Genomic DNA, 23,081 nt, shown 5'->3' with positions numbered 1-23,081 from the left:
GTGCCCGCCGACTACGCCGTCATGACCCGCCGGCTGACGGGCACGATCGCGTCCGGCCCGGGCGGCACGGCCACCCATCGCTCCCCGGTGGTGACCACACGCCAGGAGAGCCCGGCGCCGCGGGGGATGGGCAGCCGGGCGACGGCCACGTCCACCTCGCCGTCGGCCGGCCCGGCCGACAGGTTTCCCCAGGGCACCTGGGCCGGCCGGGCGTCCATTGGACATCCTGGTCAACAACGCGGCCGTGTTCGCCGGCACGCTCGACCAGGTGACACCGGAGGAGTTCGACCGGCTCTTGGCGGTCAACGTGAAGGCCCGTACTTCATCGTCCAGCGGGCGCCGCCACTCCCGCGCGACGGCGGCCGGATCGTCAGCATCTCCTGCGCCGCCACCCGGATCGCCCGGCCCGAGACCGGGTACGCGATGTCCAAGGGCGCGCTGGACGTGCTCGGCCGGAACCTGGCCAACGGACTCGGCCCCAGAGGTATCACCGCGCTGGGCCGGGTCGGCCAACCGGAGGACGTGGCCGACGCCGTCGCGTTCCTCGTCTCCGACGACGCCCGCCGGATCACGCGCCACTGGCTCGACGCCACGGGCGGCCTGCACCTGGGGCCCGGCGGGTTCCGGGCCCGAGCCGGCCACGCGGTCCCGCGACGGCCCTTCCCGGAGAGGGACGGATCAAGTTCACCCGGCTTCGACGGCCTTCACCGCCTAGAGTTGCGGCAGATATGAGGGCACGTCAGGGCGGGGGGTCGCAGTGTTCGTCCCCGGGCCTCCCAGGCGCCCCGGACGTGGGACATCGGAGTCGGGCGGACCGCATGGCGTATGAACTTCCTCCGGAAATCGTGCACTTCGTCAATCGGGAGGACGAGCAGAACCGGGCCTTCACCGCGGTCGCCGAGTGGAACGCGCGCTCCCGGCCCCTGTGCCTCGCGTTGAGCGGGCCCGGCGGCTCGGGCAAGACGGAGCTCGCCTTCCGCCTCGCTCGCGCGCTGCGGGACCAGTACCCGGACAGCGTGCTGTACGTGGATCTCGACGACTTCCGCCGGGACGGGACGGTGGTGGTCGCCGACGCGCTGGGTCAACTGCTCGTCTCCCTCGGTGTCGCGCCCGAGATGCTGGCGTCCTCCTTCAAAGGACGCTGCAAGCAGTACTGGACTCGGACCGACGGCGAACGGCTGGTCGTGGTGATCGACAACGCCCGCTACGGAGCGGAGGTCGTCCCCCTGCTCCCGGGGTCCGGCACCAGTGTGGCGATCGTCGCGAGCCACGGTCCGCTGTACGACATCGAGGACGGCGCCGCGGTCGATCTCGAACTGCATCCGCTGGACGAGGCGGATTCCGCGGAACTGCTACGGCTCGTGGTACGGGATCAACGGCTCACGGACGAGCCCGACGCGGCGCGTGGGGTCGTCCAGCTCTGTTCCGGCCTGCCGGCGGCCCTGCACGTCGCCGCCCGCTGGATCCGTAAGTACCGGCGGCGACCGCTGTCACGCCTGCTTGCCGAACTGTCGAAGGAACTGCACGAGAAGGGCGTGCCGGTGGTCGAGAAGGTATGGGACGCGGCGTATCTCGGCCTCACCCCCGAAGCAGCCCTGCTCTACCGGCTGCTCGCCGACCATCCGGGACCGTCGTTCACTCCGGAATCCGCAGCGGCGCTTCTCGGGCTCGGCCGGGACGCGGCCGACGAAGCGCTCGAAGAACTGGAGATCGCCGGGCTGCTCGACACCCGCGAGGTGCCGGGCACCACGGACGGTGGGATCCGGATGCCCGATCTGATGCGCGCGCACGCCCGTCGCCGGGCCGGGAAGGACGGGGCGGAGCGGGAACGGGCCGAAGCGCAGCGGCGAATCGTGACCTGGTTCCTGCGGCAGGCTCAGCGGGCGGACGTCTTCGCCGCCGGCCGGAGGCTCGTCGTGGCGGACGCCGTTCCGCCGATCGAAGGTGCCCCCGACACCCCGCTCGCGGACCCCGCCGACGCGAAGGAGAGCGGGCGGCCCGAGGAGGCCAGGGCGAGGGCGCGGCGCGCGGCACGCTGGCTGCACACCGAACGGCACGCGCTGCACGCCTGCGTACGCCTCGCCCACTCGCTGGGCCTCGACACCGAGACATGGGCCCTGTGTGAGCCTCTGTGGACGCACTACCTCGACCACCCCCAACCCGCCGACGACATCGAGGTGTTCGGCCTTGGCGTCGCGGCGGCGGGGCGCGCCGGGAGTTTGCCCGCGCTGGTCCGTATGCGGTGCCAGCTGGCTCGTCCCCTGTGGGAGCAGGGGAGAACGGACGAGGCCGAGCAGGAGCTGGAGCGGGCACTCGCGACGCTGGAGACGCTCGGGGATTCGGCGCGGATGAGCAAACTGCGCGCGTCCGCCGTTGAGTTCCGAGGCATGCTGCACTCGGCCCAAGGCGACTGGGCCGCCGCGGCGGCGGACTTCCGGCGCTCGCGCGACGTGCACCACGCGATCTCCAACACGTACGGCGTCACACTCCAGACCTACCGTCTGGGCCAGGCGACTGCCGAACTCGGCGACTTGGACGAGGCGGCCCAACTGCTGGCGCAGGCCCACCGATCGGCCGTCGAACTGGGACGGGAGCGGCTGGCCGGGCGTATCGGTTTCGCGTGGGGCGGTGTGCTGTGCGGACTCGGACGTCCAGCCGAGGCGCGGGTGCTATACGTCGATTCGCTGGCCGGCGCTCGCGGCCGGGGCTCCGACGCCGACGAGCAACGGATCCTCCACGCTTTCGCCGAACTGGCCGACGAGGAGGGGCGCCCTGACGAGGCGGAGGCCCACCGGGTGGCCGCGCATGCGATTCGGGTGCGGAACGGCCTCGCCTAGAGGATCCGCCCCGTCTCCTCCGCGGTGGCGGGGGACAGGCGTACGTCGTACCGACGGCCCCCGATCACACAGGTCACAGCGATGTCAGCGGTCTCAGCGGTCCTGGAGGTCTCGGAACAGACCTGGCCGCCCGACACGGCCAGTCGCGCGTGGACGGCGGAGAGCACGGCTGCCGGATCGCTGTGGGCGATCCGGCCGTTCTCCCGTGATGGTTCGATCCGGACGGACAGCGGCGAACCGCCCCGGACCCGCACCACACAGTGCGTCGGGGAGAGCACGGCCGCGGCGGTGCGGCAGCCCGGGTAGCTGTCGAGGGCGTGAGAGGTCCAGCCGGCCACGGTCCACCCGGCGCTGTACGGCGCGGTTGCCGTCCGGTCCGTGCGCCGGTACAGCAACCCCGCACTCTGCAACTGCCGTTCCCCGGCCGCGCCGTACTCGGCGGCGAGGTGGTGCGCGGGCGCGTCGACGTGGCTGGGGAAGCGCTCGATGTGCGTCTCGTCGCCGTCGAGACGTACGCGTACGGCAAAGGCGGACGGCGTACGGGAGGGCGGAGCCGGGACCGGCAGCAGCCGGGCGGCGACGGGGACGGCGGGCGGGGTGAGGCCGAGCAGCCGGTACAGCTCCCGCCGGAGGCGTTCCAGCGCGCCCTCCTGTCCGGGGGAGGTGAACGCGAACGCGGACGTGGCCGCGGCCCGCCCGGTCCCCGCCCGACAACTCCCCAGTACCTCTTCGAGATCGGCGGAGCGGTCCAAGTGCGGTGCGTGGGCGAGGAGTTCCGCCATCGGGCTGCCGGGGATCAGCTCGTCGCCCCCGTCGTAGGCGCCGAGTATCGGACCGTCCAGCGCGGCAGCGTAGTAGAGCGCGGTCGAGCCGTGATCGGTGATCAGGGCGTCGGCGGCCACCAGGACCGAGGCCCAGTCCTCGTGCGGCCGGGCGAGGATCATTCCGGCGTCGAGCGCGGGCGCGAGTTGCTCCGACAGCTCGAACTCGCCGGTCCGGCTCCACTGGTTCGGGTGCACGATCAGCGCGAGTTGGTACGCATCCTGCGGAAGGCGGGCGGCGAGTTCGCCGGGGAGGGTCGCACGACGCCGGAGCAGGGACTCCTCGCCCCAGGTGGACGTCAGCACGACCAGCCGTCTGGCACCCGTTCCCAGCGCGGCGCGGAATCTGTCACGCAGGGGGAGCGAGGCGAGGATCCGCTCCAGGGTCGGATCACCCACCACGGTGGCGCGTGCCGCCGCTCGCGGACTGAGCGCCGCCAGCCGGTCGATCTGGCTGGGGTGAGCCAGCGCGTGCAGAGCGGGCGGTGTACCGCCGTCCGGCACCAAGTACCTCGGATCCAGGCCCGACGCCTCGCCCGCGGATCCCTCCCCTCCCTCTCCGTGGAACGTCTTGCTGAAGCCGGCGCCGTGCGGCAACAGCACCCGGGGGCCGCGCAGGAGGTGCGGTTCGCCCTTCGGACTCGCGGTGACGATCAGGTCGTACGAGGTGCGGCAGGCCTCGTCCCAGGGGACGGTGTGTGCGCCGACCCGTTCGACGGCCGCGAGCGCGTCGACCCCGAACTCGGAACCGGGAACGAGGGTGAACACACGGCTGACGCGCTCGTCACCGGCGAACACCGGAAGGACATCGAGCAGCCGGTACAGGGCGATCGCCGAGCGCGCGGCGAACAGCACCACCCCGCCCGTCGCCCGTCGCCCGTCGCCCGTCGCCCGAAGTGTGCATTCTAGCTTCGGGCGGCCCGTCGGGCATGAAGTTACCGCTGATCAGGCCAGGTTCCTCGGGCTCGCTCGGCGGCATGATCCTGATCGTACCTTCGTGACTTGCGGGGTACCCGACGACTGTTCGTGCCCCGTCACCGGCCCGGTCGGGAACAATGGCCGCCATGGACGAGTGGGGGATCGCACTGATCGCGGCAGGTTCGGCCCTCGCGGGCAGCCTGGTCACCGGCTGGTTCGCGCGGAGCGCGGGCATGAGACAGGCCGAGGCGGCACAGCACGCCGGCGACCGGCAGGCGGACGCCCTGCTCCACACGGTCCGCCTGACGCTTCAGGAGCAGCGCGCTGTCCGACTGCTTGATCTCCGGCGCCAGACCTATGTGGCTTTTCTGGAAGCCGCGGAAGCCGCGACGCTCACGAGCCGCACCGGGATTGGACCCGGAAGCGACGGCGCGGCTCTCCAACGGGCCTTCGGCGCCGTGGCGTTGGAAGGCCCCGCCGATGTGGCTCGCGCGGCGCGCGAGGTGGCCGACCGCCTGCGGCGCGACGACTCGCCGGACGACATCGAGCGCGCCAAGCAGACCTTCATCTCGGCCGCACAGGCCGCTCTGGACCCGGCTGTCCCGCGACCGGAGTGACTCGTCATCCTGGGCGCACGGTTCGTATCGCTGATGGACAGCGCAGAACGGCGACCGCGCGCGTACGGAGATCACGCCGCCCCGGCAGTTGACCCTGACGCAGGGGCAACCTCGCACCATGGTTCGCATGACAACGAGAACCAGCGCGATCGAGGTCAGCGGACTCCGCAAGTCGTACGGCGACCACCAAGTGCTCGCCGGAGTCGATCTGACCGTCCCCGCGGGCACCGTCTACGCACTGCTCGGACCCAACGGGTCCGGTAAGACCACCGCCGTCCGGATCCTGTCCACCTTGCTGCCCGCGGACGCCGGCGAGGCCAGGGTCGCCGGCTACGACGTACGCCGCGAGGCCGATCAGGTGCGCGCGTCGATCGGCGTCACGGGACAGTTCTCCGCCGTGGACGAGCTGCTGACCGGACGTGAGAATCTGCTGCTGATGGCCGACCTCGGCCACCTCGACCGGCACCGCGCGCGGAGCGCGGCCGGGCGACTGCTGGAGCGGTTCGATCTGGCCGAGGCCGCCGACCGGCGCGCGGCGACGTACTCCGGCGGTATGAAGCGGCGGCTGGACCTGGCGATGACCCTGGTGCCCGGCCCGCGGCTGATCTTCCTCGACGAGCCGACCACCGGCCTCGACCCGCGCAGCCGCCGTGACCTGTGGGGGATCGTGCGCGAGCTGGTGGCCGACCGGGTCACCGTCTTCCTCACCACCCAGTACCTCGAAGAGGCCGACCAACTCGCAGACCGGATCGGTGTGCTCGACGGGGGCCGGCTCGTCGCCGATGGCACAGCCGCCGAGTTGAAACGGCTGGTCCCCGGCGGCCACGTTCAGCTCCAGGCCACCGACCGTGAGCAAGTAGCCGTACTCGCGAGCCGGTTGCCCGACGCGAGCCCGAACGCCGAGACGCTCACCGTGACTCTGCCGTACGACGGCAGCCTCACCGCACTGCGACGGGTGCTGGACCGGATCGACGACGACGGCGCTGTCGCCGGGCTCGCCGTACACACCCCGGACCTCGACGACGTGTTCCTGGCCCTCACCGGCCGCCCCACCACCCACGACCCCTCGCGGGAGGTGCCGGTATGAGCACCGCGACGTACGCCGTCCGCGACTCGGCGACCATGCTGCGGCGCAACCTGAGACACATGGCCCGGTACCCGTCGATGACGGTGATACTGGTCGGGCAGCCACTTCTGTTCCTGCTGCTGTTCGTCTACGTCTTCGGCGCGACCATGGGCGCCAGTCTGCCCGGAACCCCGGCGGGAGCCCCGGCGGGGGACCGGGCCGACTACCTGACGTACATCACTCCCGGGATCTTGATGATGACGGTGGCCAGCGTCTCCATCGGCACCGCGGTCCTGGTCGCCACCGATATGAAGAACGGGATCATCGACCGGTTCCGGACCATGCCGATCGCCAAGGCCTCGGTGCTCACCGGCCATGTTCTCGGCGCGGTGATCCAGACGGCGCTCGCGCTCGCGGCGCTCCTCGGGGCGGCGTTCCTGATGGGTCTCCAGACCGCCGCCTCGGCGACTCAGTGGCTTGGCCTGACCGGCCTGCTCACACTCCTCTCCCTGGCGATGACCTGGTTCACCGTGGCGCTGGGACTGGCCGGCCCCGACCCGGAGACCGCGAGCAACCTGCCGATGATCTTCGTACTCCTGCCGTTCGTGGGCAGCGGCTTCGTGCCGGTCGAGTCGATGCCCGCCGGACTGCGCCCGTTCGCCGAACACCAGCCGTTCACACCGCTCATGGACACTTGCCGCGGTCTGCTGGCCGGAGCGCCGGCCGGTCCGGACGTTCTCCGGGCCGTCGGCTGGTGCGTGTTGATCGGCCTGACCGGCTACCTCTGGTCACGACACCTCTACCGGACCCGCGCCGCGGCCTAGCTTGTTGTGCGAGGTGATCCAGCGTTTGACCCTGCGAACGCTTTCCGTTTCCCCGCCTTTCTGGGATGGGACCGCCGCGCCCCGCCGATCACGCTGAACGGGCCGGTGGACTGCGCGGGCACGAACGCCGCCAAGAGTGGGACGTCGCCTGGGTCTACCCGGAGGCCGGCGGCTACTACGAGCTTCGCAACAGCGCCAGCGGACTGTGCCTGGACGCCGACTTGGGGCTCGATCGGCGGGAACGGCACCCGTACGCAGGTGTGGGACCGCGTCGCCACCCAGACCAACCGGCACTGGCGGATCGCCTGACGGTCTCCCCCTCGGCGATGGTCCCGCCTCCTGCCGAAGGTGACCAACAGGCGCTATGTCCGGGGAAGTTGGAGTATCAACGGCGAAGTCAGGCCTAATCTGAGGTCATGCCTGACAACGGGGATAGACGTGGCCGGCTCGGCAGGGTCCGGGACGACGCGGTGCGGGCGGCGGGAGCCGCCCGCACGGTGGAGGGGATGTTCGCCGGGGTGATCGGGGCGGTGTCCCCGATACTGCGGTCCGAAGTGTGGGCGGGCATCACCGTCGATCCGTGGACGCTGATGAACACCGGGGGCAACTACCGGGACGCCGTACCAGGGCGGCTGATGCCCCGGATGATCGACATCGAGTACCGGGAGGGTGACGTCAACTCCCTTCCGGAGCTGGCGCGAAGACCCGTGCCGGTCGGCCTGCTCAGACGCGAGATCGATGGCCCGCCGGAACACAGCCCCCGCTACCGGGACATCATCGGACCGCTCGGCCTGGAGGACGAACTCCGGATCCTGCTGCGCGACTCCCGTGGTGCCTGGGGCGCACTCATCATCGGTCTCGGCGACGGGCCTCCGCTCGGGCCGGACGCCCTGGCTCTCGCCGCGGGCCTGTCCCGGCCCCTCGGCGAGGCGTTACGCCGGTTCCATCTCACCGAACGGGCCCGGCAGGAGCCGTCGCCCGTCTCCCCGGCCCTGGTGATGCTGGACGCCGGATACCGGCCGCTGCACCTGACGTCGTCGGTCGCGGCCTGGTTCGAGGACCTTCCGCCGGACGACCGTACGGTACGAGGCCGGGCCACCGGATCGCGCCCGGCCGACCTGCCCCCGGCGGTGTACGCACTCGCCGCCGCCGTCCGCGCCCCCGGCGCCGCGGACTCGCTCTCCTCGCTGGTACGTACCCGGTCGCGCGGCCTGGTCCGCCTGCACGCCTGGCGCCTGGGCGACCAGCCGCCCGCCGACGTCGCCGTCGTGGTCGAACCCGCCGGACCGGGTGAACACGCCGCGCTCGTCGTCGCGGCGTACGGACTGACTCCCCGCGAACGGGACATCACGGCCCTCGTCCTGCGCGGCCACTCCACGGCCGAGATCAGCGAGCAGGCCCGGCTGTCCGCGCACACGGTCCAGGACCACCTCAAGTCGGTCTTCGACAAGACGGGCGTCCGCAGCCGCCGCGACCTGGTCGCGACCCTCTTCACGCGGCACTACCAGCCCGCCCTCATTCCGTCCGGCGATCCCATGCAGGAACCGGGACCGGAGCCGGGGCCAGGACCGGGGCCGGAATCACCGCGTACGAGTCGCCTCCCGGCGCACTGAGCTTCTTCGCAACGTCCGCCCGGAAAGGGGAAGTTGCCGGGAACGACTCAACTCCACTTCCAGAGGCGGTCGTTGAAGACCAAGCTAGGAGACTGATCCGATGCTGACCATCGGCGAGCTGGCCTCGTACGCCGGAGTGACCGTGCGCGCGGTACGGCACTACCACGCCAAAGGCCTGCTGCCGGAACCGGAACGGGACCATTCCGGCTACCGCAGATACGACGCCGCCGCCGTGATCGAGCTGATCAAGATCCGTACCCTCGGCGACGCGGGCGTCCCACTGGCGCGCGTACGGGCGCTGCTCCGGGCCGACGAGGACGAGTTCGCCACGGCGGTCGCGGACATCGACAAGCGGCTACGGGCGGAGATCCGGGACCGGCAGCGGCACCGCGAACGGATCGCCCGCCTTGCCGCCGGGGACAACCTGGCGCTCCCTCCGGAAGTCGTCGCGTTCCTCGACCATTTACGCGCACTCGGGGTCGACGAACGGATCGTCCGGGTCGAACGCGACGGCTGGATCCCGTTGGCCGCCCACTCACCCGAGCGAATCCCGGAGTGGACCGCACGCAAGCGGGCGCAGATCGCCGACCCGCAACTCATCGACTTCTATCTCACCCTCGGCCAAGCCCTCGACCGAACCGACGACGACCCCCAACTGGTCGACCTGGCCGACAAGATGGCCGCCTACATCACGAAGATGGCAGACGAGAGGGGTGAGGACTACCTCGACGATTCCGACATCGACCCACCCATCGCCAAGCTGCTCGACACACTGGCCTTCGATACCGCGCCGCCGGCCCGTCGGCTGATCGACCTGCTGAAGAAGCGGGGCTGGACCGGCTGGACCAAGATCGAGCGCGTGGACCCGCCAGGTGTCGTCGGCAGATCCGCTGTTGATGACTGAGTGAGCGCTGCTCTGACTCCGGGCCGGGGGTGTTGTCGCCATTCGTCCGTCCCGGAGTCAGAGCAGCGTTGGAGTCGGTCTGGCCGGAGCCCCAGAAGAGACCACGGCCTTGTGGGACAAGGCTGGATGCGTACAAACCGTTGATCGACGTTCCAGATCCTTCCCGTGCGGTCGAGGTTGAACTCATGCAGGCTCAGCCCGTCGCAGTCGGCCCGGCGCAGGTCCGTGACGCCGAGGTTGACCCAGGACTGCTTCCGGGGTTGCGGGTGTGTGTGCTGAGGAGTCCCGCCGGTTGGGTCGGCGGGACTCCTCTGATGAACGGGCGTCAGATCATGATCAGTAGCCGGGTGTGGGGGACGAGCTTGCGGTTGACGCTGGTGCTCTGGACGAAGATGGTGAAGTCGTCGTTGTGGTCCGGCTTGACGCGGACCTCGGTGTCGGGCAGGCCGAGCAGGCTTCGGGCTTCGGGACCCGTGTAGACGCGGTCTGTCTTCTTCTCAAGCACGGCGATCTGCTTTCGTGCCTGGACCTTCTCCGGCTTGCTCAGCTGGTAGAACGCGCAGCCGGTGCGGTAGGCGTGTCCGCATTCGGTGACCCAGTCCCTGATTCCCGCTTCGCGTGCGACCGGAATCAGCTGGTACTCCGACGGTTTCACGGGGGTGAGACCGGCTGCCTTTATGGTGTCCTTGTTGACAGCGTCGGCACCGGTGGAGAACACCGCCCGCGAGCCGCGGATTCCCTTTGCGCGGCCCACCATGAAGTTCTCGGTTGCCTGCTGAATGACCTGCCCGGCCTCTTCCAGCCCCTGCGTGCTCGTGGCGTCCCAGATGGCGATGTTGTCCTTGGGGAAGCCGCACTGCATGGCCTCGCGCTTGCCCATCTGGTCGGGCACCAGGACAGCCAGTGTCCAGTTGTCCGCTTGCGTCCGGGTCAGGCTGGCCACGGCATTGACCAGTTCCCGCGGGTCCGTGGCGGGGGCGTCGGGGCAGCGGTGGCTTGCGTTCTCCTGACCGTCGGTCAGAACGAACGTCAGGAAGCTGTGGTCGCCGTAGAGTTGAGCTGTCTGCGCCAGCTCGCTCTGCGACTTCAGCGTGGCCGCGAGCAGAGCCGTCATGCCGCCGGCCCGGTAGAGCTGCTTGAGGGACGGCATCCGGAGCACGTCCTTGTCATAGACGACGCACTCCACCTTGTTCGCGAAGACGTACACCGTGACGCGGGTTTCCTGGTCCAGTTCCTTCGACCGGCGGGCCAGATAGGCGATCTGCTGATCGGCGACTTCGACGACCTTGCCGCTCAGATGCGACATGGACGAACTGGCGTCCAGCACCAGAGCAACGTGGTTGATGTAGTTCTGAGTTACGGACATGAAAAGCTCCCCCTCTTTCCGGCTTTCCGGCTCGATGTACTGATCGTCTCACCCACCACTGACAATCGATCTTGGTCTGCCGGGGGCGCGGACAGCGGACGGCCGGGCTGTGCGCGGGGATGAATCCTGGCCGGGCCGTCGAACGGACCACCCGCGTTTGCGTGGTGGGGCCGGCGGGCCGGGTGTGGCTGCGGTCCCGCGCAGGGCCCCGCCCCACCCACCCTCGCCCAGCGGCCACTACTCGCTGACCACGCGGCGCGGATCGAGGCGGGCCCCAGGTCCGGTCCGGTCCGGTTCCCGGAGGCGACGGCATCACGCATGGGCTGTCAGCACAGAACCCGGCGGACCCGAGTCCCTTCCTGGGCCGGCCCGGGGGATCGAGAACAGTTCTCAGCCCCTGTTGGTCGAGCGCGGCAGGCGGAGCGCCGAGACCAGGAAGAAGATCCCTCCGAGCGTGGCGTAGCCGGCGAGGGTGGTCAGCGAGGGGGCGTCCTGTGAGGCGCTTCGGATGAAGGTCGCGCCGGCCAGCACCGAGATGCCGCCGCTGGCGATCATGGCCCACTGGCCGCCCATCGGCCGGCGCGCGACGCCCACGAGGAGCTGGACCAGCCCGGACAGGACCGCCCACGCGCCCCAGACGCGCAGCACGTCGCCGACGCCCGAGGTGCTGGCGACCGCGATGCCGATGGCGGCGAGCGAGCTGACGGCGATGTTGGCGTACAGGCCCTTGACCGGCCCGTCGGCACGCGCCGACCTGGCATCGACGACGGCCGCCACCACGTCGAAGGCCGGATAGAGGAACAGCAGCAGTTTGGCCCCGGCGCTGAGGTCCGAGCCGGACACCAACAGGAGCGCCGCCCATGCGGCGGCGAAGACGAAGCGAATGACGTACAGCCGACGCAGGGCGGGCTTGGCGCCGACGAGTTCGGCGGAGGCGGTGGATGCCATGGGGTACTCCAGTGAGTGTGTGAGATAGAGAGAACGGTCTCTCTTGCTCGCAGCCTGGCACACCCCTCCCGCGAAAACAAGAGAGATCGTTCTACCCGCTACAATGGGTGATATGACACGGATGGAAGCCGGCACAGGCCCTGGCAGGCGAGTGTCCGAGGCTCGGGAGCGGCTCCTGAGGACCGCCGGGCAGCTCTTCTACGCCGAGGGCATCCACACGGTGGGCGTCGACCGCCTGGTCGCCGAGTCGAAGGTCACCAACGCCACCTTCTACCGCCACTTCCGCAGCAAGGACGACCTTTCCGTCGCCTACATCGGAAGCGTCGACCAGGCGATCCGCGCCCAGATCGGCTCCCTGATGGCGGCAGACGTGCCGACCGACGCCATCCTGCGGGGCATCGGTGTGTCCCTGGTCGAGCAGATCCGCTCGCCCGGCTACCGCGGATGCGCCTTTCTCAACGCGGCAGCGGAATTCCCCGATCCCGACCACCCGGTCCACCGTGCCGTCGTGCAGCACCGCGAGTGGTTCCTGCACACGATCACCGGTCTGTTCGCCAGGATCACGGCCGCGCAGGCCGAGTACGCCGGGCGCCACTTCGTCATGCTCCGCGACGGCGCCATGAGCGCGGGCTATCTCGGCGACCCCGTCCTGACCGGCGAGACCTTGCTGCGCGGCATCGAAGGACTGCTGCGGATCCACACCGCCCGTGGGCCCGACGAACGCGCCGTCTCCGCACCCGGCCGGACGTTCTCGGCGGCCACGACGGTCTCCGGCATTGAGTGCTCGCCCCCCGGCGCGTAACGGCGGTCGTGGCGAGACCGGCGGGCCGGTCCCGCTCCGCGAAGGAGACCCGCGTGCACCCGCGTGCACCCGCGTGCACCCGCGTGTACCCATGTGCGCTTCCCCGAACCGGCGGTGACCGCGATGGTCGGCGCCGCAGGATCCGGCAGGTCCCGCTACGCGGAAGCCCCGACCTCCCCGGCCGTGACCTGGGGCGGGTTGGGGAGCCGCGACGCGAGGTTCTCCCGCACGAAGTGCGATGCCCTCAACGTCGACTCCTCGGCACCGGCACGGTCCCCGAAGACGCTGGTCGAGACGAAAACACCGTTCCCGGCATCGATCCAGTAGAAGGCCACGAAACCGGGGATCTCGCGCACGAGCGGCACGAAGCCCTCTCGCACGAGCCGTGCCACCTCGGGCGGATCGGTCACACCTTCGTACCGCCGTACTGCTGCGTACATGGCTGATCTCCTCGCGGGTTCCGGGTTCCGGGTTCATCCTGTGCTGAGGTGCCGTACCCCCGCGGCAGCTACTTCGCTCACGAGGTGCCTCGCAATCACCGGAAGGGCCGCTCGCGGTGATCCGGATGGCGGCTTCGGGCGGCGAGAGCCCCCTCGGCGAAAGCCTTACCGCCACGCCGCGCCGACGAAGCGTTCGCCGCCCGGACCGGGCAGGCTCCGGTCCTCATGGAAACCCGTGGCTCGGACCGCGTCAGCCCGCGGCCAGGGCGCGGGCGGCGAGGATCAGTGCGGCGTTGTCGGGAGCGTCCGTGCCGTCGGGGAGGTCCGTACCGTCCTCGAAGCCGACCCGGGTTTCATGACCGTCCTCGATCGCCGCCCGTACCAGGGGCCATACCGTCGGGCCGTCGCCGTGGTAGAGGAGCGGGCAGGCCACCCCCGCCTCCTGGAGACGCGTCGCCATCGCACGGGCCGACGCGACCGCCTCCGCCGGATCCTCCTCCACGGGCTCGATGAGGATACGGATGTTGTCGTGCAGTGTCGGTGACGCCAGCAAGCGGGGGACGTCGTCCATCGTCCACACCGCGCTCTCCAGGGCCATGCCGCGTTTCACCACCAGCTCCGCCGTCCGCGCCGCGTCCTCCTCGCTGAAGGCGACGGACGCGAAGTCGGGCAGGACATCCCACGACATGACCAGCCGGTAGCGCTCCTCCGGGCCCGAGCAGGTCCACAGGCCCGTCGTGGTACCGACGACCGCGTCCGGCGCTGCCGCCCGGACAGCGGACAGCACCTCGGAGAGGGCTTCGGGCCTGATGGTCTGCCCGCCGTCCGGGTCGCGGACATGGAAGTGGACGACGTCCGCCCCGGCCGAGAGTACGGCGAGGGTGTCGGCGGCGATCTCCGCGGCGGTCACCGGGACGGTGGGCCGCTCCGCCTGGGAACGCCCGCCGTTGACGGCGGCTTTGAGGAACACGTGGGTCCTTTCGGGGTTGTGCGCGACACGTGTGCGTCGCGCGAGGGGGGTACCCGGCTTCCGGTCTCCCCGGGCGCTCTCCCCGGGCACCCCGGCGCGGATCTCAGATGAGGCGCTGAAGCGTCTCGGTGGCACCGGTCAGCGAGCCCAGTGGTCCGCCCTGCCAGAGTCTCGCCACGAGGGCCGGTTCCTCCGCGTCGTCGGCCAGCGCCTCGTCGACGACGGCGGCGAGCCGCGCGGCGGACGCGATGATCACGCCGTTGGCATCACCCAGGACGACGTACCCGGCCTGCACCGGGACGCCGCCACACACGACCGGAGCGCACAGCGAACCGTCCGCGATCCCGTGCAGCTTGGTGGTCAGGGCCGTACGCCCGTACGCGTACACCGGCAGCCCCACCGCCCGCAGCGCGTCTATGTCTGTGCACAGACCGTCCACGACCGCGCCCGCCGCGCCACGGGACGCGAGGGCGTTGGCGAGGACCTCGCCCAGTGCGGCGTGGCGCCGGTCGCCACCGCAGTCGACCACGACCACGTCCCCCGGCCCGATCAGCCCGGCGGCGTGATGGAGCATCGTGGAGTCCGTGGCCGTGATCCGTACGGTCACGGCCCGCCCGACGATCCGGTCGGTCCCCGCCTGCCGCTGGAGCGAGGGGTCGCAGAAACCTTCCTCCAGATAGTGGCCGAGGGTGGGGAAGTCCACCTTGCGCAGCTTCTCGGCCAGCTCCTCGTCGAGCGGGGCGGGCAGCTCGTACATCTCGATGGGCATGACGGGTTACCTCGGTCCGATGATGATGCGGCGGTTGCGGAGCACGGGAAGGACCGTGCGGGCCTTGTCGATCCGGTCCTTGTCGGCGTTCACGACGAGCATCGAGCGTTCCTCCTCGCCGAGGGCCGCCCGCACCACGCCGAGCGGGTCGACGGCCATGCTCATGCCGATGCAGTCAGGCGTGGTCAGCGACGACGCCACCACCCAGCAGGTGTTCTCGATCGCCCGGGTGCGCAGCAGGGTCGTCCAGTGGTCCTCCTTGAGCGGGCCCTTGACCCAGGCCGCCGACACGGACAGCAGGTCGGCGCCCATCTCCACCAGGGACCGGGTGAACTCCGGGAAGCGGACGTCGTAGCAGTTCACCAGGCCGACGTTGAAGTCGCCGATCCGGACGACGACCGGGCCGGTGTCACCGCGCTGGACCTTGCGGGACTCCTTGTAGTCGAACGCGTCGTACAGATGCATCTTGCGGTAGAGACCGAGGACCTCGCCGCCCGCGTCCACGGCGGCGATCGTGTTGTACGGGAGCGCCGTGCCGCTGTCCTCGTATCCGGCGGCGATGACCGCGATGCGGTAGGCGGACGCGATCCGGGTGATGCAGTCGATGAACGCGGGCCAGTGGCTCGCGGCGAGTTCATGGAGCGGGGTCGGCCCGGACTCGGCGGCCTCCGAGGGGATCATCGACTCCTCGGGGAAGACGACGAGTTCGGCGCCGGACTCGGCGGCCTCCCTGGTCATCTCCTCGATGACCGCGAGGTTGGCCGCCGCGTCTGCGGTCGGGGCGAATTGGGCTGCGGCGACCTTCACGGTCGTATCTCCTTGGTACGAGGGGGCGGGGCGGACCGGGGAAGCGGGCGCGCGGTCATTCGGCCAGCACCCGGGAGTGCCGGGGGTGCCATCCGGCGACCACCCGTTCGCCGACGGCGAGCCCGCTCGCATCCGCGCCGCGTGCTTCGGCGATCAGCTCGCCGCCGCCCGTGAGGGCGAGGTGGTAGCGGGTGGCGTTGCCGAGGTAGACGATCTGCTGAAGGGTGGCGTCCACCAGGACCGGGCAGTCGGCCGGTTCCTCGGACGCGCGGGTGAGCCGGACGTTCTCCGGGCGGACGGCCAGATGCACCCGGCCGCCGTCGGGCTGTCCATGGCCGTCGGGGACCGCGATGTTTCCCAGCCCGTCCGCCCCCAGCCGTCCGCCTCCGAGCACACCGGTCAGGAAGTTGGACGTACCGATGAAGTCGGCGACGAACCGTGTCGCGGGCCGTTCGTAGATCGCCTCGGGGGTGTCCACCTGGAGCACCCGGCCGCCGTCCATGACCGCGATGCGGTCGGACATGGTCAGGGCCTCCTCCTGGTCGTGGGTGACCGTGACGAAGGTGACCCCCACCTCGCGCTGGATCTTCTTCAGCTCCAGCTGCATCTCGGCCCGCAGTTTCTGGTCGAGCGCGCCGAGCGGTTCGTCCAGGAGCAGCAGGGCGGGACGGCCGATCAGGGCACGGGCGATGGCGACCCGCTGTCGCTGTCCGCCGGAGAGCTGAGCGATGGACCGGTCCCCGTACCCGTCGAGACGGACGAGCGCGAGCGCCTCCAGTACGGCGGTCGCGATCTCCGCCTTGGGGCGCGATCTGCGGACCTTCAGTTCGAAGGCCACGTTCTCGCGGACGTTCAGGTGCGGGAACAGGGCGTAGCTCTGGAAGAGCATGTTGAGGTCCCGTTTGTGCGGCGGCACGCCCGTCGCCAGGGCCCCGCCCACTTCGACGGTGCCCTCGGTGGGTGACTCGAAGCCGGTGATCATCCGCATGAGGGTGGTCTTGCCGCAGCCCGAGGGGCCGAGGATCGAGAAGAACTCGTTGCGTTGAATGTCGAGGGTGACGTCCTTGACGGCCCAGGTGCCGTCGAACGACTTCCCGACACCGGTCAGCCGGACGGCCGGCGCCGTGGATGTCGCGCCGTGCTGCGAGTCCTTGAGGGAGACTGTCCCGGGAACCGTCATGTCAGGACGCCTTCACCTTGGTCCAGCCCTGCTGGAAGTGCTTCATCGCGGCGCCCGGGTCGAGCAGGAAGTCCGCGTTCGCGACGGCCTCGTCGGTGGCGTAGATCGCCGGGTTCTCCAGCGCCTTCCTGTCCTTGACGAACTCGCGGGCCTTGGCGTTGGTGCTGGCACTGCCGCCGTCGTCGGTTGCCATCGCCGCGATCTCGGGGCGCAGCGTGAAGTTGATGAACTCGTAGGCGGCGTCCGTGTTCTTCGCGCCCTGGGGGACGGCGAGCCCGTCGGTCCAGATCGAGCCGCCCTCCTCGGGGATGACGTAGTGGACGTTCTGGTTGGCGGCGACGACCTTCGCCATGGCCGTACCGCTCCACGCCTGGGCCGCGCACGCCTGCCCGGTGGACAGGAGCTGCGGGTAGTTGGTGGAGTTGTAGCCCGCGAGGAGCTTCTTCTGGTCTTCGAGTGCCTTGGTCGCGGCCTTGATCTCGCCCTCGTCGGTGCTGGTGGCGCGGGCGCCGGTGACCTGGAGCCCCGCGATGTAGGCCGCCAGCATGTTGTCCAGCATGTAGACCTTGCCCTGGTACTTCTTGTCGAAGAGGGTCTTCCAACTGGTCGCCGACGCGATGCACTTGTCGTTGTACGCGAAGCCGGTCGTGCCCCAGATCCACGGGACGCTGTACTTGTTGCCCGGGTCGTACGACGGGTCGCGGAACTTGTCCGCGAGATTGTCCATGCCCTTGATCCGGGAGTGGTCGAGAGGCTGGATCAGCTTCTGGCCGACGAGCTGCTGGACGGTGTACTGGCTGGGCTCCACCAGGTCGTAACCGGCCGAGCCGGAGCTGAGCTTGGCGGTCATGGTCTCGTTGCTGTCGAAGGTGTCGAGCGTGACCGCGATTCCGGTCTCCGCCTCGAACTTCTTCACCACCGAGTCGGGTATCTCCCCGGCCCAGGCGTAGATGTGGAGTGTCTTCCCGCCGCCGGAGCCGGCGACGGAGGCGGTGCCGCCGCAACTGGTGACGACGAGTGAGAGGACGGCGGCGGCGGAGGAGACGGCGAGGACGGATCTGGCTTTGCGCGTACGCATGAGGGTGTGCCTTTCACGGGGTTGGGCGATCAGGGGAGCCGGACCGGGGGCTAGTCGCGCTTGCCGCCCAGCAGCACCTGCCGCATCTGGCGCAGACCCACGCCGAGGATGATCAGCAGGGTGAAGAGCACGAGCAGCGTGCCCAAGGCGTTGATCTCGGGCGTCAGACCGCCCTTGAGCATGGAGTACACCCGCAGCGGCAGCGTGGTGGAGCCGATGCCGTTGGTGAACGTCGACATCACGATGTTGCCGAAGGAGATGGTGAAGCAGAGCAGCCAGGCCGCGAGCAGCGGCTGGCGCAGCAACGGCAGGGTGACCCGCCGGAACGCCTGCCAGGGGTTGCAGCCGAGATCGGTCGCGGCCTCCCCGAGCGAGTCGTCCAGCGCGTTGTACGCGCCGAGGACGATGAGCGCCGCGTACGGCAGGGTCACCACCAGATGGCCGAGGACGAGGGTCGTCATCCCCAGGTTCGCGCCCATCGCGCCGAACACGGAGAGCAGGGCGACGCCGAGCACGATCTCCGGGATGATCAGCGGCAGGAACAGCCCGCCGGAGAACACGACCTTCCAGCGGTTCGCCAGGCGGGCCATGCCCATCGCGGAGAGCAGTCCGCACACGGTGGCGAGGGTCGCGGATATCAGGGCGACCTCGGCGCTGACCCGCAGCGCGGCCAGCAGCTCGGTGTTGTCGGCGAGCGTCCCGTACCAGCGGGTGGAGAACCCGGCCCACTTGTAGGTGACCTCGGAGTCGTTGAACGAGAGCACCACCACGACGATGATCGGGATGTAGAGGAAGGCGATGACGCCCCGGGCCAGCCAGGCCGTCATGGTGTCGAGTGCGTGCTTCATGCGGTCTTCCTCCTCAGCCGCCGGGCGGCCAGTCCGAAGGCCGCCGTCGAAGCCACCATCAGGACCAGGAGGACCACGGAAACCGCGGCGCCCATGGGCTGGTTACGGAACTCGGTGTACAGGGTCACGATCAGATTGCCGACCAGCTGGTCCCGTCCGCCGCCGAGCAGCACGGGGATGACGAAGACGCCGAGGGTCGGGATGAAGGTGAGCAGCGCCGCCGCGAGCATGCCCGGCCGGGCGATCGGCAGCAGCACCCGCGTGTGCACCCGCCACCAGCCGCAGCCCAGGTCGCGGGCGGCCTCGCCGAGCGAGCTGTCGACACCGCGCAGCGAGGCGTAGATCGGGAAGATCGCGGTCGGCAGGAACGCGTACACCAGACCGATGAACGACGCTCCCTGACTCGGTATCCACTGGGTGGGTCCGTCGGTGAAGCCGATGGCGTCGGTGAGGCTGTTGACCGGCCCGCCGGGGCTCAGCAGGTTGATCCACGCGAACGTCCGGACCAGGAAGTCCGTCCAGAAGGGCACGATGATCAGTAGCAGGAGCAGCATCTGGCGCTGCGGGGTCCGGCCGGCGAGGTAGTACGAGACGACGTAGCCGAGGAGGAGACAGACGAGGGTGTTCAGAGCCGCCATGCCCAGGCTGTAGCCGAACACCTTCAGGTAGATCGGGTCGAGCAGGTCCTGATAGTTGGCGAGGGTGTACCCGCCCTTGACACCGCCGTACGCGTCGGCGGAGGCGAAGCTGTTGCGCACCACGAGGAGCAGCGGCACGAGTACCAGGCCGAGTACCGTGATCCCGGCCGGCGCGAGCAGCGCCGTGGTCACCGCGGCCCGGCGCACGGAGCGTGGCGCGGTCGTCGTCAACGGGACATCCTGCGAGGGGGCCCGTCGGGCGGAACGGTCGTGTGCATACGCTGTTCTCCTTGGTCCGGTCTGGGGCCGCCGATGGAGAACAGCTTCGGTGATCGGCCAGTGGCCGAAAAGATGAAGAGGAAACGAATTCCGTGGGAAACGGTGCCTCATTCCACGGATTTCGCAGTCGGCGGTCGGGGCGAAGGCCGACTCTTGACGTGCGGGGGATGATGAAGGTGAGTATCGCCCACTGCCCGGAGGTGTCCCGTGATCGATGACCTGGATCGGCAGATCATCGACCAGCTGCGGGTGGACGGCCGCCGTTCCTTCGCCGAGATCGGACGTACCGTCGGCCTCTCCGAGGCGTCCGTACGAGCCCGCTACCAGCGGCTCCAGCGCAAGGGCGTGCTTCAGGTGGTCGGCATGACGGACGCGCTGCGGATGGGCGAGATGGAGGTCCACCTCGCGCTACGGGTCCACCACATCCCCGTCGCGCTGGTGGCCCGCGAGCTGTCCCGGATGCCGGAGATCCGGTACGTGGCGTCCTGCGTGGGGCCCTACGACCTGATCGCGGATGTTCGCTGCCGCGACCTCGAACACCTCGCGGAGCTTCTCACCGAACGGGTGCGCCGGGTCAACGGCGTGGCCCACGCGGAGGCCCTCACAGTGCTGGAGGTCATCAAGGACACCTATCTGTGGGCCGGCTTCCGGGAGGTCCCGGTGCGCCCGGGGGACCGGATCATCCCCGGCTGACATGCCCGCGGGGGAGCGGCCGGTGTCGCGTGGTGCCGGGGCGCACGAGCCCCGCCAAGGTCCGAACGACGGGATCTAATCCTCGGTGATGCCCTGGCCCACGGCGCTGGACAGCCCGCTCCACGAGTAGTCCTTGAACAGTTCGAGCAGCAACAGCACCTGTACGCGGGACACCCCCGGCAGCATGCGGATGTCGTCCATCAACTGCACCAGCTGCGCCTGGTCCCGGCAGGTGCCTTCGAGGAAGATGTCCTGGCTGCCCGCACAGAGCGCGACGTGGTTGATCATCGGCATCCCGGACAGCGATTTCGCCACCGCGCGCGGGGTCAGATCCCGTACGCGGATCATCAGCCGTACGGACTGATGGCCCAGGGCCAGCGGGTCGCACAGTGCCACGATCCGCAGCACATCCCCCTCCTGGAGCCGGGCCACACGCTGCCGCACGGTCGCCTCGGAGACGCCGAGTCCCCGGGCCAGTCCCGTGTAGGAACTCCTGCCGTCCCGGGTCAGCGCCTGCACGATCCTGCGGTCTATGTCATCGAGCACGTCTTCAACCATGACATACCCGTCACATGAGGCGGCGGGACGGGGTGGTCGGGTGCCCGGCCGACGCCGGAGTGGCGCCCCACGCAGCCGTGGTCGAGGAGCCGACCGGCCGACGCAAGAGGCCACCCACCCCTCGGCACGTCTCTCGTGACCTGCTGTGGGTGCCGTACCACCGGCGGATCGCGGCGCGAGGGCAGGTCGGCGAACCGGCCTGGTTTCGTCCGGGGATGCGGGGTACTCGGCACCCGTAAGAGTGCAGCGGTGAGCCGTCAGCCCAGCTGTTGGAGGCCGCTGCACTTCGAAGACCTGGAGATTGGGAACACCATGATTCTTCTTGGCGTCATTCTGCTCATCATCGGCCTGGCGGTCGGTGTGTCCCTCCTTACGACCATCGGTGGCGTACTCGTTCTGATCGGTGCGGTCCTGTGGCTTCTCGGCGCCACCGGTCGCGCCGTTGGCGGCCGTAAGCACTACTTCTAGGAAGCCGTCGACCAGATGATCGCGCTGATCGCCCGCCGGCTCGCCGGCGTCGTCGACCGCCACCGGATCCACGTCGTCGAAACAGCCGCGTCACCGAGGCCGGCTCCCCTGACGAGCTGATGGGCGGCGGCGGTGTCCACACCGCGATGTTCGCCCTGCGAGCCGGCGGCCACCGACGCCGCACCGCCCGGCCGGCACCGGCGACTGCCGGCCGCGGCCGGCAGTGGTCGCGGGATCCCGGTCCCCGGTGTGGGGGTGGCATGGGAGGGCACCCGTGAGATGCCCACGAGCCCGCGGGCGGGGTCGGCACCAGAGAGGGAGACACCGGTGAAGAAGAAGCAGAAGCTGCCACTCGCCTACAAGCCCGTCGGATTCGCCCTCGGATGGGTGGGCGGCACGCTGGCCGGGCTCGCCTTCCAGAAGGCGTGGAAGGTGATCCGGCACGAGGACGACGCACCCGACGCTTTGGACCGCGACCGGGGGTGGGGCGAGGTGCTGTTCGCCGCGGCCGTGCAGGGCGCCATCTTCGACGTGGTACGCAGCGCCGTGGACCGGTCCGGCGCCACGGTGATCGAACGGGCCACCGGCACCTGGCCGACCACGGACAAGGGCGGCCGCGACTGACGGCGTCCGCCGTCGCGACCGGCCGGCACCGGCGCCTCCGGCGGTGGCGGCAGCCGCTTCCGCCCGCAGTCGTCGTGCCGGTGCGCAGCTGGGTGTCCGACGTCGCCCACGGCTGGCACCCCGACTACCGGTGGCACGAAGCCGCCACCGTGTGGCAGGGGAGCCCGGAGGGTGAGGAGTTCGCTCGCCGGGCTGCGCACGTCGCCCACCGGCAGGGCCACACCTTCGGCGACTTCCTCCAGCCCCGGGGCATGAGCCCCGAACTCGCGAAGGAGGTCGACGGCATCCACGACGAGGAGATGAGCGCGGCCGTCCTGGCGCTCTACCGCTCGGCCTGGCCCAACTTCCACGCCGACTGGGGCAAAGTCCGGCCGTGGACCATTCACAACTCCAGTGCCACCGCGGCGCGGTGGCCGGCGGGGACGGTGATGTCGGCCGTCAGCCAGCCGGCGGGTGCGGATGGGACCGGGCCGGATCCGACGTACTCGGCCGACGGATCGGCGCCCAGGCCGACGCCGATGCCCTTCAGGTAGGCCTCCTTTCTGGTCCATACACGGGCGAACGCGGCGGGGCGCAGTTCGGGGGCGAGAGCGGCCAGTTCCGCCGCCTCGGCCGGGTGGAGGACTTCCGCGGCCTCCCTGACGGTGTGCGGCGCCGGCACCGGCTCGACGTCCACGCCCACCGGGGTGGCGGCGACGGCGATCAGGCTCAGTCCATCGCAGTGGGAAAGGGAGAAGTGGAGCCGCCCGTCGGGCAGTACGGGGCGACCGTGCGGCTCCCCGCAGCAGGGGCACGGGGCACGGGCCACCGACACGGTGCGTGGCGCGACCCCGAGGTGCGCGCCGAGCAGACGGCGCAGTCCGACGTGCGCGCACATGTAGGTGTCGCGGTCGCCGGGCCGCCGGAACTCCTGGGCGCGGGCCAGTTCGGCCGGGTCGAGGACGAGAGAGGCGTATCGGGCCACTGTGTGCTGGTGCGCGGCGGTGGCTACGAGCCACAGTCCCGGGCGGGCC

The 23,081-nt window shown here is 70.2% G+C and carries 25 protein-coding genes; 11 read left to right on the top strand and 14 right to left on the bottom strand.

Going from position 1 to position 23,081, the window contains the following annotated elements; all coding sequences use genetic code 11:
* Positions 1-11: 11 nt before the first annotated feature.
* The gene (locus tag P3L51_RS09210) at positions 12-218 is read right to left on the bottom strand and encodes a hypothetical protein (RefSeq protein ID WP_354604643.1); all 207 of its coding nucleotides are present in this window, start codon (positions 216-218) and stop codon (positions 12-14) included.
* On the opposite strand from P3L51_RS09210, the gene P3L51_RS09205 reads away from it, so the two are divergent.
* Positions 127-732, top strand: coding sequence for an SDR family oxidoreductase (locus tag P3L51_RS09205; RefSeq protein WP_354604639.1), 606 nt, complete (start codon positions 127-129; stop codon positions 730-732). The two genes, P3L51_RS09210 and P3L51_RS09205, sit on opposite strands and share 92 nt — an antisense overlap.
* A gap of 86 nt (positions 733-818) precedes the next feature.
* The gene (locus tag P3L51_RS09200) at positions 819-2,837 is read left to right on the top strand and encodes a hypothetical protein (RefSeq protein WP_354604608.1); all 2,019 of its coding nucleotides are present in this window, start codon (positions 819-821) and stop codon (positions 2,835-2,837) included.
* Here P3L51_RS09200 and P3L51_RS09195 read toward each other — a convergent pair.
* Entirely contained in the window at positions 2,834-4,513 is a 1,680-nt protein-coding gene (locus P3L51_RS09195; RefSeq protein WP_435594413.1) for a translation initiation factor 2, read from the bottom strand. The genes P3L51_RS09200 and P3L51_RS09195 overlap by 4 nt on opposite strands.
* Positions 4,514-4,722: 209 nt before the next feature.
* On the opposite strand from P3L51_RS09195, the gene P3L51_RS09190 reads away from it, so the two are divergent.
* From P3L51_RS09190 to P3L51_RS09170, 5 genes are all read left to right on the top strand, one after another.
* On the top strand, positions 4,723-5,193 hold the full coding sequence (locus P3L51_RS09190; RefSeq protein ID WP_354604606.1) for a hypothetical protein: 471 nt from the start codon (positions 4,723-4,725) through the stop codon (positions 5,191-5,193).
* Between the two features lie 127 nt (positions 5,194-5,320).
* Positions 5,321-6,280, top strand: coding sequence for an ATP-binding cassette domain-containing protein (locus P3L51_RS09185; protein WP_354604605.1), 960 nt, complete (start codon positions 5,321-5,323; stop codon positions 6,278-6,280).
* Entirely contained in the window at positions 6,277-7,083 is an 807-nt protein-coding gene (locus tag P3L51_RS09180) for an ABC transporter permease (protein ID WP_354604604.1), read from the top strand. The genes P3L51_RS09185 and P3L51_RS09180 overlap by 4 nt, the downstream gene beginning before the upstream one ends.
* Before the next feature lie 416 nt (positions 7,084-7,499).
* Positions 7,500-8,696 (top strand): helix-turn-helix transcriptional regulator, encoded by a 1,197-nt coding sequence (locus P3L51_RS09175; RefSeq protein WP_354604603.1) that lies wholly within the window; start codon positions 7,500-7,502, stop codon positions 8,694-8,696.
* 100 nt (positions 8,697-8,796) lie between these two features.
* Positions 8,797-9,600 (top strand): MerR family transcriptional regulator, encoded by an 804-nt coding sequence (locus P3L51_RS09170; protein WP_354604602.1) that lies wholly within the window; start codon positions 8,797-8,799, stop codon positions 9,598-9,600.
* 325 nt (positions 9,601-9,925) lie between these two features.
* On the opposite strand, the gene P3L51_RS09165 is transcribed toward P3L51_RS09170, so the two are convergent.
* Both P3L51_RS09165 and P3L51_RS09160 read right to left on the bottom strand, forming a co-directional pair.
* On the bottom strand, positions 9,926-10,966 hold the full coding sequence (locus P3L51_RS09165) for a vWA domain-containing protein (RefSeq protein ID WP_354604601.1): 1,041 nt from the start codon (positions 10,964-10,966) through the stop codon (positions 9,926-9,928).
* 390 nt (positions 10,967-11,356) lie between these two features.
* Positions 11,357-11,914: a hypothetical protein gene (locus tag P3L51_RS09160; RefSeq protein WP_354604600.1), complete on the bottom strand. Its 558-nt coding sequence runs from the start codon at positions 11,912-11,914 to the stop codon at positions 11,357-11,359.
* A gap of 103 nt (positions 11,915-12,017) precedes the next feature.
* Between P3L51_RS09160 and P3L51_RS09155 the strand changes: the two genes are divergently transcribed.
* Entirely contained in the window at positions 12,018-12,716 is a 699-nt protein-coding gene (locus P3L51_RS09155; protein ID WP_354604599.1) for a TetR/AcrR family transcriptional regulator, read from the top strand.
* A 155-nt stretch (positions 12,717-12,871) separates the two neighbouring features.
* Here the strand turns inward: P3L51_RS09155 and P3L51_RS09150 are convergent, their stop codons facing one another.
* The 8 genes from P3L51_RS09150 to P3L51_RS09115 all read right to left on the bottom strand — a co-directional run bounded on the left by P3L51_RS09150 (position 12,872) and on the right by P3L51_RS09115 (position 19,677).
* Positions 12,872-13,156, bottom strand: coding sequence for a hypothetical protein (locus P3L51_RS09150; protein WP_354604598.1), 285 nt, complete (start codon positions 13,154-13,156; stop codon positions 12,872-12,874).
* A gap of 250 nt (positions 13,157-13,406) precedes the next feature.
* Entirely contained in the window at positions 13,407-14,126 is a 720-nt protein-coding gene (locus P3L51_RS09145; RefSeq protein ID WP_354604597.1) for a 3-keto-5-aminohexanoate cleavage protein, read from the bottom strand.
* Between the two features lie 103 nt (positions 14,127-14,229).
* Positions 14,230-14,895 (bottom strand): RraA family protein, encoded by a 666-nt coding sequence (locus P3L51_RS09140; protein WP_354604596.1) that lies wholly within the window; start codon positions 14,893-14,895, stop codon positions 14,230-14,232.
* Between the two features lie 6 nt (positions 14,896-14,901).
* Entirely contained in the window at positions 14,902-15,702 is an 801-nt protein-coding gene (locus tag P3L51_RS09135) for a carbon-nitrogen hydrolase family protein (protein WP_354604595.1), read from the bottom strand.
* A 55-nt stretch (positions 15,703-15,757) separates the two neighbouring features.
* The gene (locus P3L51_RS09130) at positions 15,758-16,882 is read right to left on the bottom strand and encodes an ABC transporter ATP-binding protein (protein WP_354604594.1); all 1,125 of its coding nucleotides are present in this window, start codon (positions 16,880-16,882) and stop codon (positions 15,758-15,760) included.
* Between the two features lies 1 nt (position 16,883).
* A complete protein-coding gene (locus tag P3L51_RS09125; RefSeq protein ID WP_354604593.1) occupies positions 16,884-17,960 on the bottom strand; it encodes an ABC transporter substrate-binding protein in 1,077 nt (358 codons plus the stop codon).
* Positions 17,961-18,010: 50 nt separating this feature from the next.
* On the bottom strand, positions 18,011-18,808 hold the full coding sequence (locus P3L51_RS09120) for an ABC transporter permease (RefSeq protein ID WP_354604592.1): 798 nt from the start codon (positions 18,806-18,808) through the stop codon (positions 18,011-18,013).
* Positions 18,805-19,677 carry an ABC transporter permease gene (locus tag P3L51_RS09115; protein WP_354604591.1) on the bottom strand — a complete coding sequence of 291 codons (873 nt, stop codon included), beginning with the start codon at positions 19,675-19,677 and terminating at the stop codon, positions 18,805-18,807. Before P3L51_RS09115 ends, P3L51_RS09120 begins: the two co-directional genes overlap by 4 nt.
* A 255-nt stretch (positions 19,678-19,932) precedes the next feature.
* On the opposite strand from P3L51_RS09115, the gene P3L51_RS09110 reads away from it, so the two are divergent.
* A complete protein-coding gene (locus P3L51_RS09110) occupies positions 19,933-20,418 on the top strand; it encodes an Lrp/AsnC family transcriptional regulator (protein ID WP_354604590.1) in 486 nt (161 codons plus the stop codon).
* Positions 20,419-20,493: 75 nt separating this feature from the next.
* Here P3L51_RS09110 and P3L51_RS09105 read toward each other — a convergent pair whose 3' ends face one another.
* On the bottom strand, positions 20,494-20,964 hold the full coding sequence (locus P3L51_RS09105) for an Lrp/AsnC family transcriptional regulator (RefSeq protein ID WP_354604589.1): 471 nt from the start codon (positions 20,962-20,964) through the stop codon (positions 20,494-20,496).
* A gap of 324 nt (positions 20,965-21,288) precedes the next feature.
* Between P3L51_RS09105 and P3L51_RS09100 the strand changes: the two genes are divergently transcribed.
* Positions 21,289-21,444 carry a hypothetical protein gene (locus P3L51_RS09100; protein ID WP_354604588.1) on the top strand — a complete coding sequence of 52 codons (156 nt, stop codon included), beginning with the start codon at positions 21,289-21,291 and terminating at the stop codon, positions 21,442-21,444.
* A gap of 279 nt (positions 21,445-21,723) precedes the next feature.
* A complete protein-coding gene (locus tag P3L51_RS09095; RefSeq protein ID WP_435594412.1) occupies positions 21,724-22,068 on the top strand; it encodes a DUF4235 domain-containing protein in 345 nt (114 codons plus the stop codon).
* A gap of 382 nt (positions 22,069-22,450) precedes the next feature.
* Here the strand turns inward: P3L51_RS09095 and P3L51_RS09090 are convergent.
* The coding region (locus tag P3L51_RS09090) for a 4'-phosphopantetheinyl transferase family protein (protein ID WP_354604586.1) at positions 22,451-23,081 on the bottom strand (631 nt) is incomplete at its 5' end.

The organism is Streptomyces panacea, assembly GCF_040560175.1.
GTDB lineage: Bacteria > Actinomycetota > Actinomycetes > Streptomycetales > Streptomycetaceae > Streptomyces > Streptomyces panacea.
This window is presented reverse-complemented; position numbering and strand designations above follow the sequence as displayed.

Excerpts from the sequence above, each read along its gene's own strand:
- P3L51_RS09200 (WP_354604608.1), top strand. The coding sequence starts at position 819 with ATGGCGTATGAACTTCCTCCGGAAATCGTGCACTTCGTCAATCGGGAG.
- P3L51_RS09150 (WP_354604598.1), bottom strand. The coding sequence starts at position 13,156 with ATGTACGCAGCAGTACGGCGGTACGAAGGTGTGACCGATCCGCCCGAG.
- P3L51_RS09120 (WP_354604592.1), bottom strand. The coding sequence starts at position 18,808 with ATGAAGCACGCACTCGACACCATGACGGCCTGGCTGGCCCGGGGCGTC.
- P3L51_RS09125 (WP_354604593.1), bottom strand. The coding sequence starts at position 17,960 with ATGCGTACGCGCAAAGCCAGATCCGTCCTCGCCGTCTCCTCCGCCGCC.
- P3L51_RS09095 (WP_435594412.1), top strand. The coding sequence starts at position 21,724 with ATGCCCACGAGCCCGCGGGCGGGGTCGGCACCAGAGAGGGAGACACCG.
- P3L51_RS09205 (WP_354604639.1), top strand. The coding sequence starts at position 127 with ATGGGCAGCCGGGCGACGGCCACGTCCACCTCGCCGTCGGCCGGCCCG.
- P3L51_RS09190 (WP_354604606.1), top strand. The coding sequence starts at position 4,723 with ATGGACGAGTGGGGGATCGCACTGATCGCGGCAGGTTCGGCCCTCGCG.
- P3L51_RS09130 (WP_354604594.1), bottom strand. The coding sequence starts at position 16,882 with ATGACGGTTCCCGGGACAGTCTCCCTCAAGGACTCGCAGCACGGCGCG.
- P3L51_RS09100 (WP_354604588.1), top strand. The coding sequence starts at position 21,289 with ATGATTCTTCTTGGCGTCATTCTGCTCATCATCGGCCTGGCGGTCGGT.
- P3L51_RS09175 (WP_354604603.1), top strand. The coding sequence starts at position 7,500 with ATGCCTGACAACGGGGATAGACGTGGCCGGCTCGGCAGGGTCCGGGAC.
- P3L51_RS09155 (WP_354604599.1), top strand. The coding sequence starts at position 12,018 with ATGGGTGATATGACACGGATGGAAGCCGGCACAGGCCCTGGCAGGCGA.
- P3L51_RS09210 (WP_354604643.1), bottom strand. The coding sequence starts at position 218 with ATGGACGCCCGGCCGGCCCAGGTGCCCTGGGGAAACCTGTCGGCCGGG.
- P3L51_RS09140 (WP_354604596.1), bottom strand. The coding sequence starts at position 14,895 with ATGCCCATCGAGATGTACGAGCTGCCCGCCCCGCTCGACGAGGAGCTG.
- P3L51_RS09165 (WP_354604601.1), bottom strand. The coding sequence starts at position 10,966 with ATGTCCGTAACTCAGAACTACATCAACCACGTTGCTCTGGTGCTGGAC.
- P3L51_RS09180 (WP_354604604.1), top strand. The coding sequence starts at position 6,277 with ATGAGCACCGCGACGTACGCCGTCCGCGACTCGGCGACCATGCTGCGG.
- P3L51_RS09170 (WP_354604602.1), top strand. The coding sequence starts at position 8,797 with ATGCTGACCATCGGCGAGCTGGCCTCGTACGCCGGAGTGACCGTGCGC.
- P3L51_RS09160 (WP_354604600.1), bottom strand. The coding sequence starts at position 11,914 with ATGGCATCCACCGCCTCCGCCGAACTCGTCGGCGCCAAGCCCGCCCTG.
- P3L51_RS09185 (WP_354604605.1), top strand. The coding sequence starts at position 5,321 with ATGACAACGAGAACCAGCGCGATCGAGGTCAGCGGACTCCGCAAGTCG.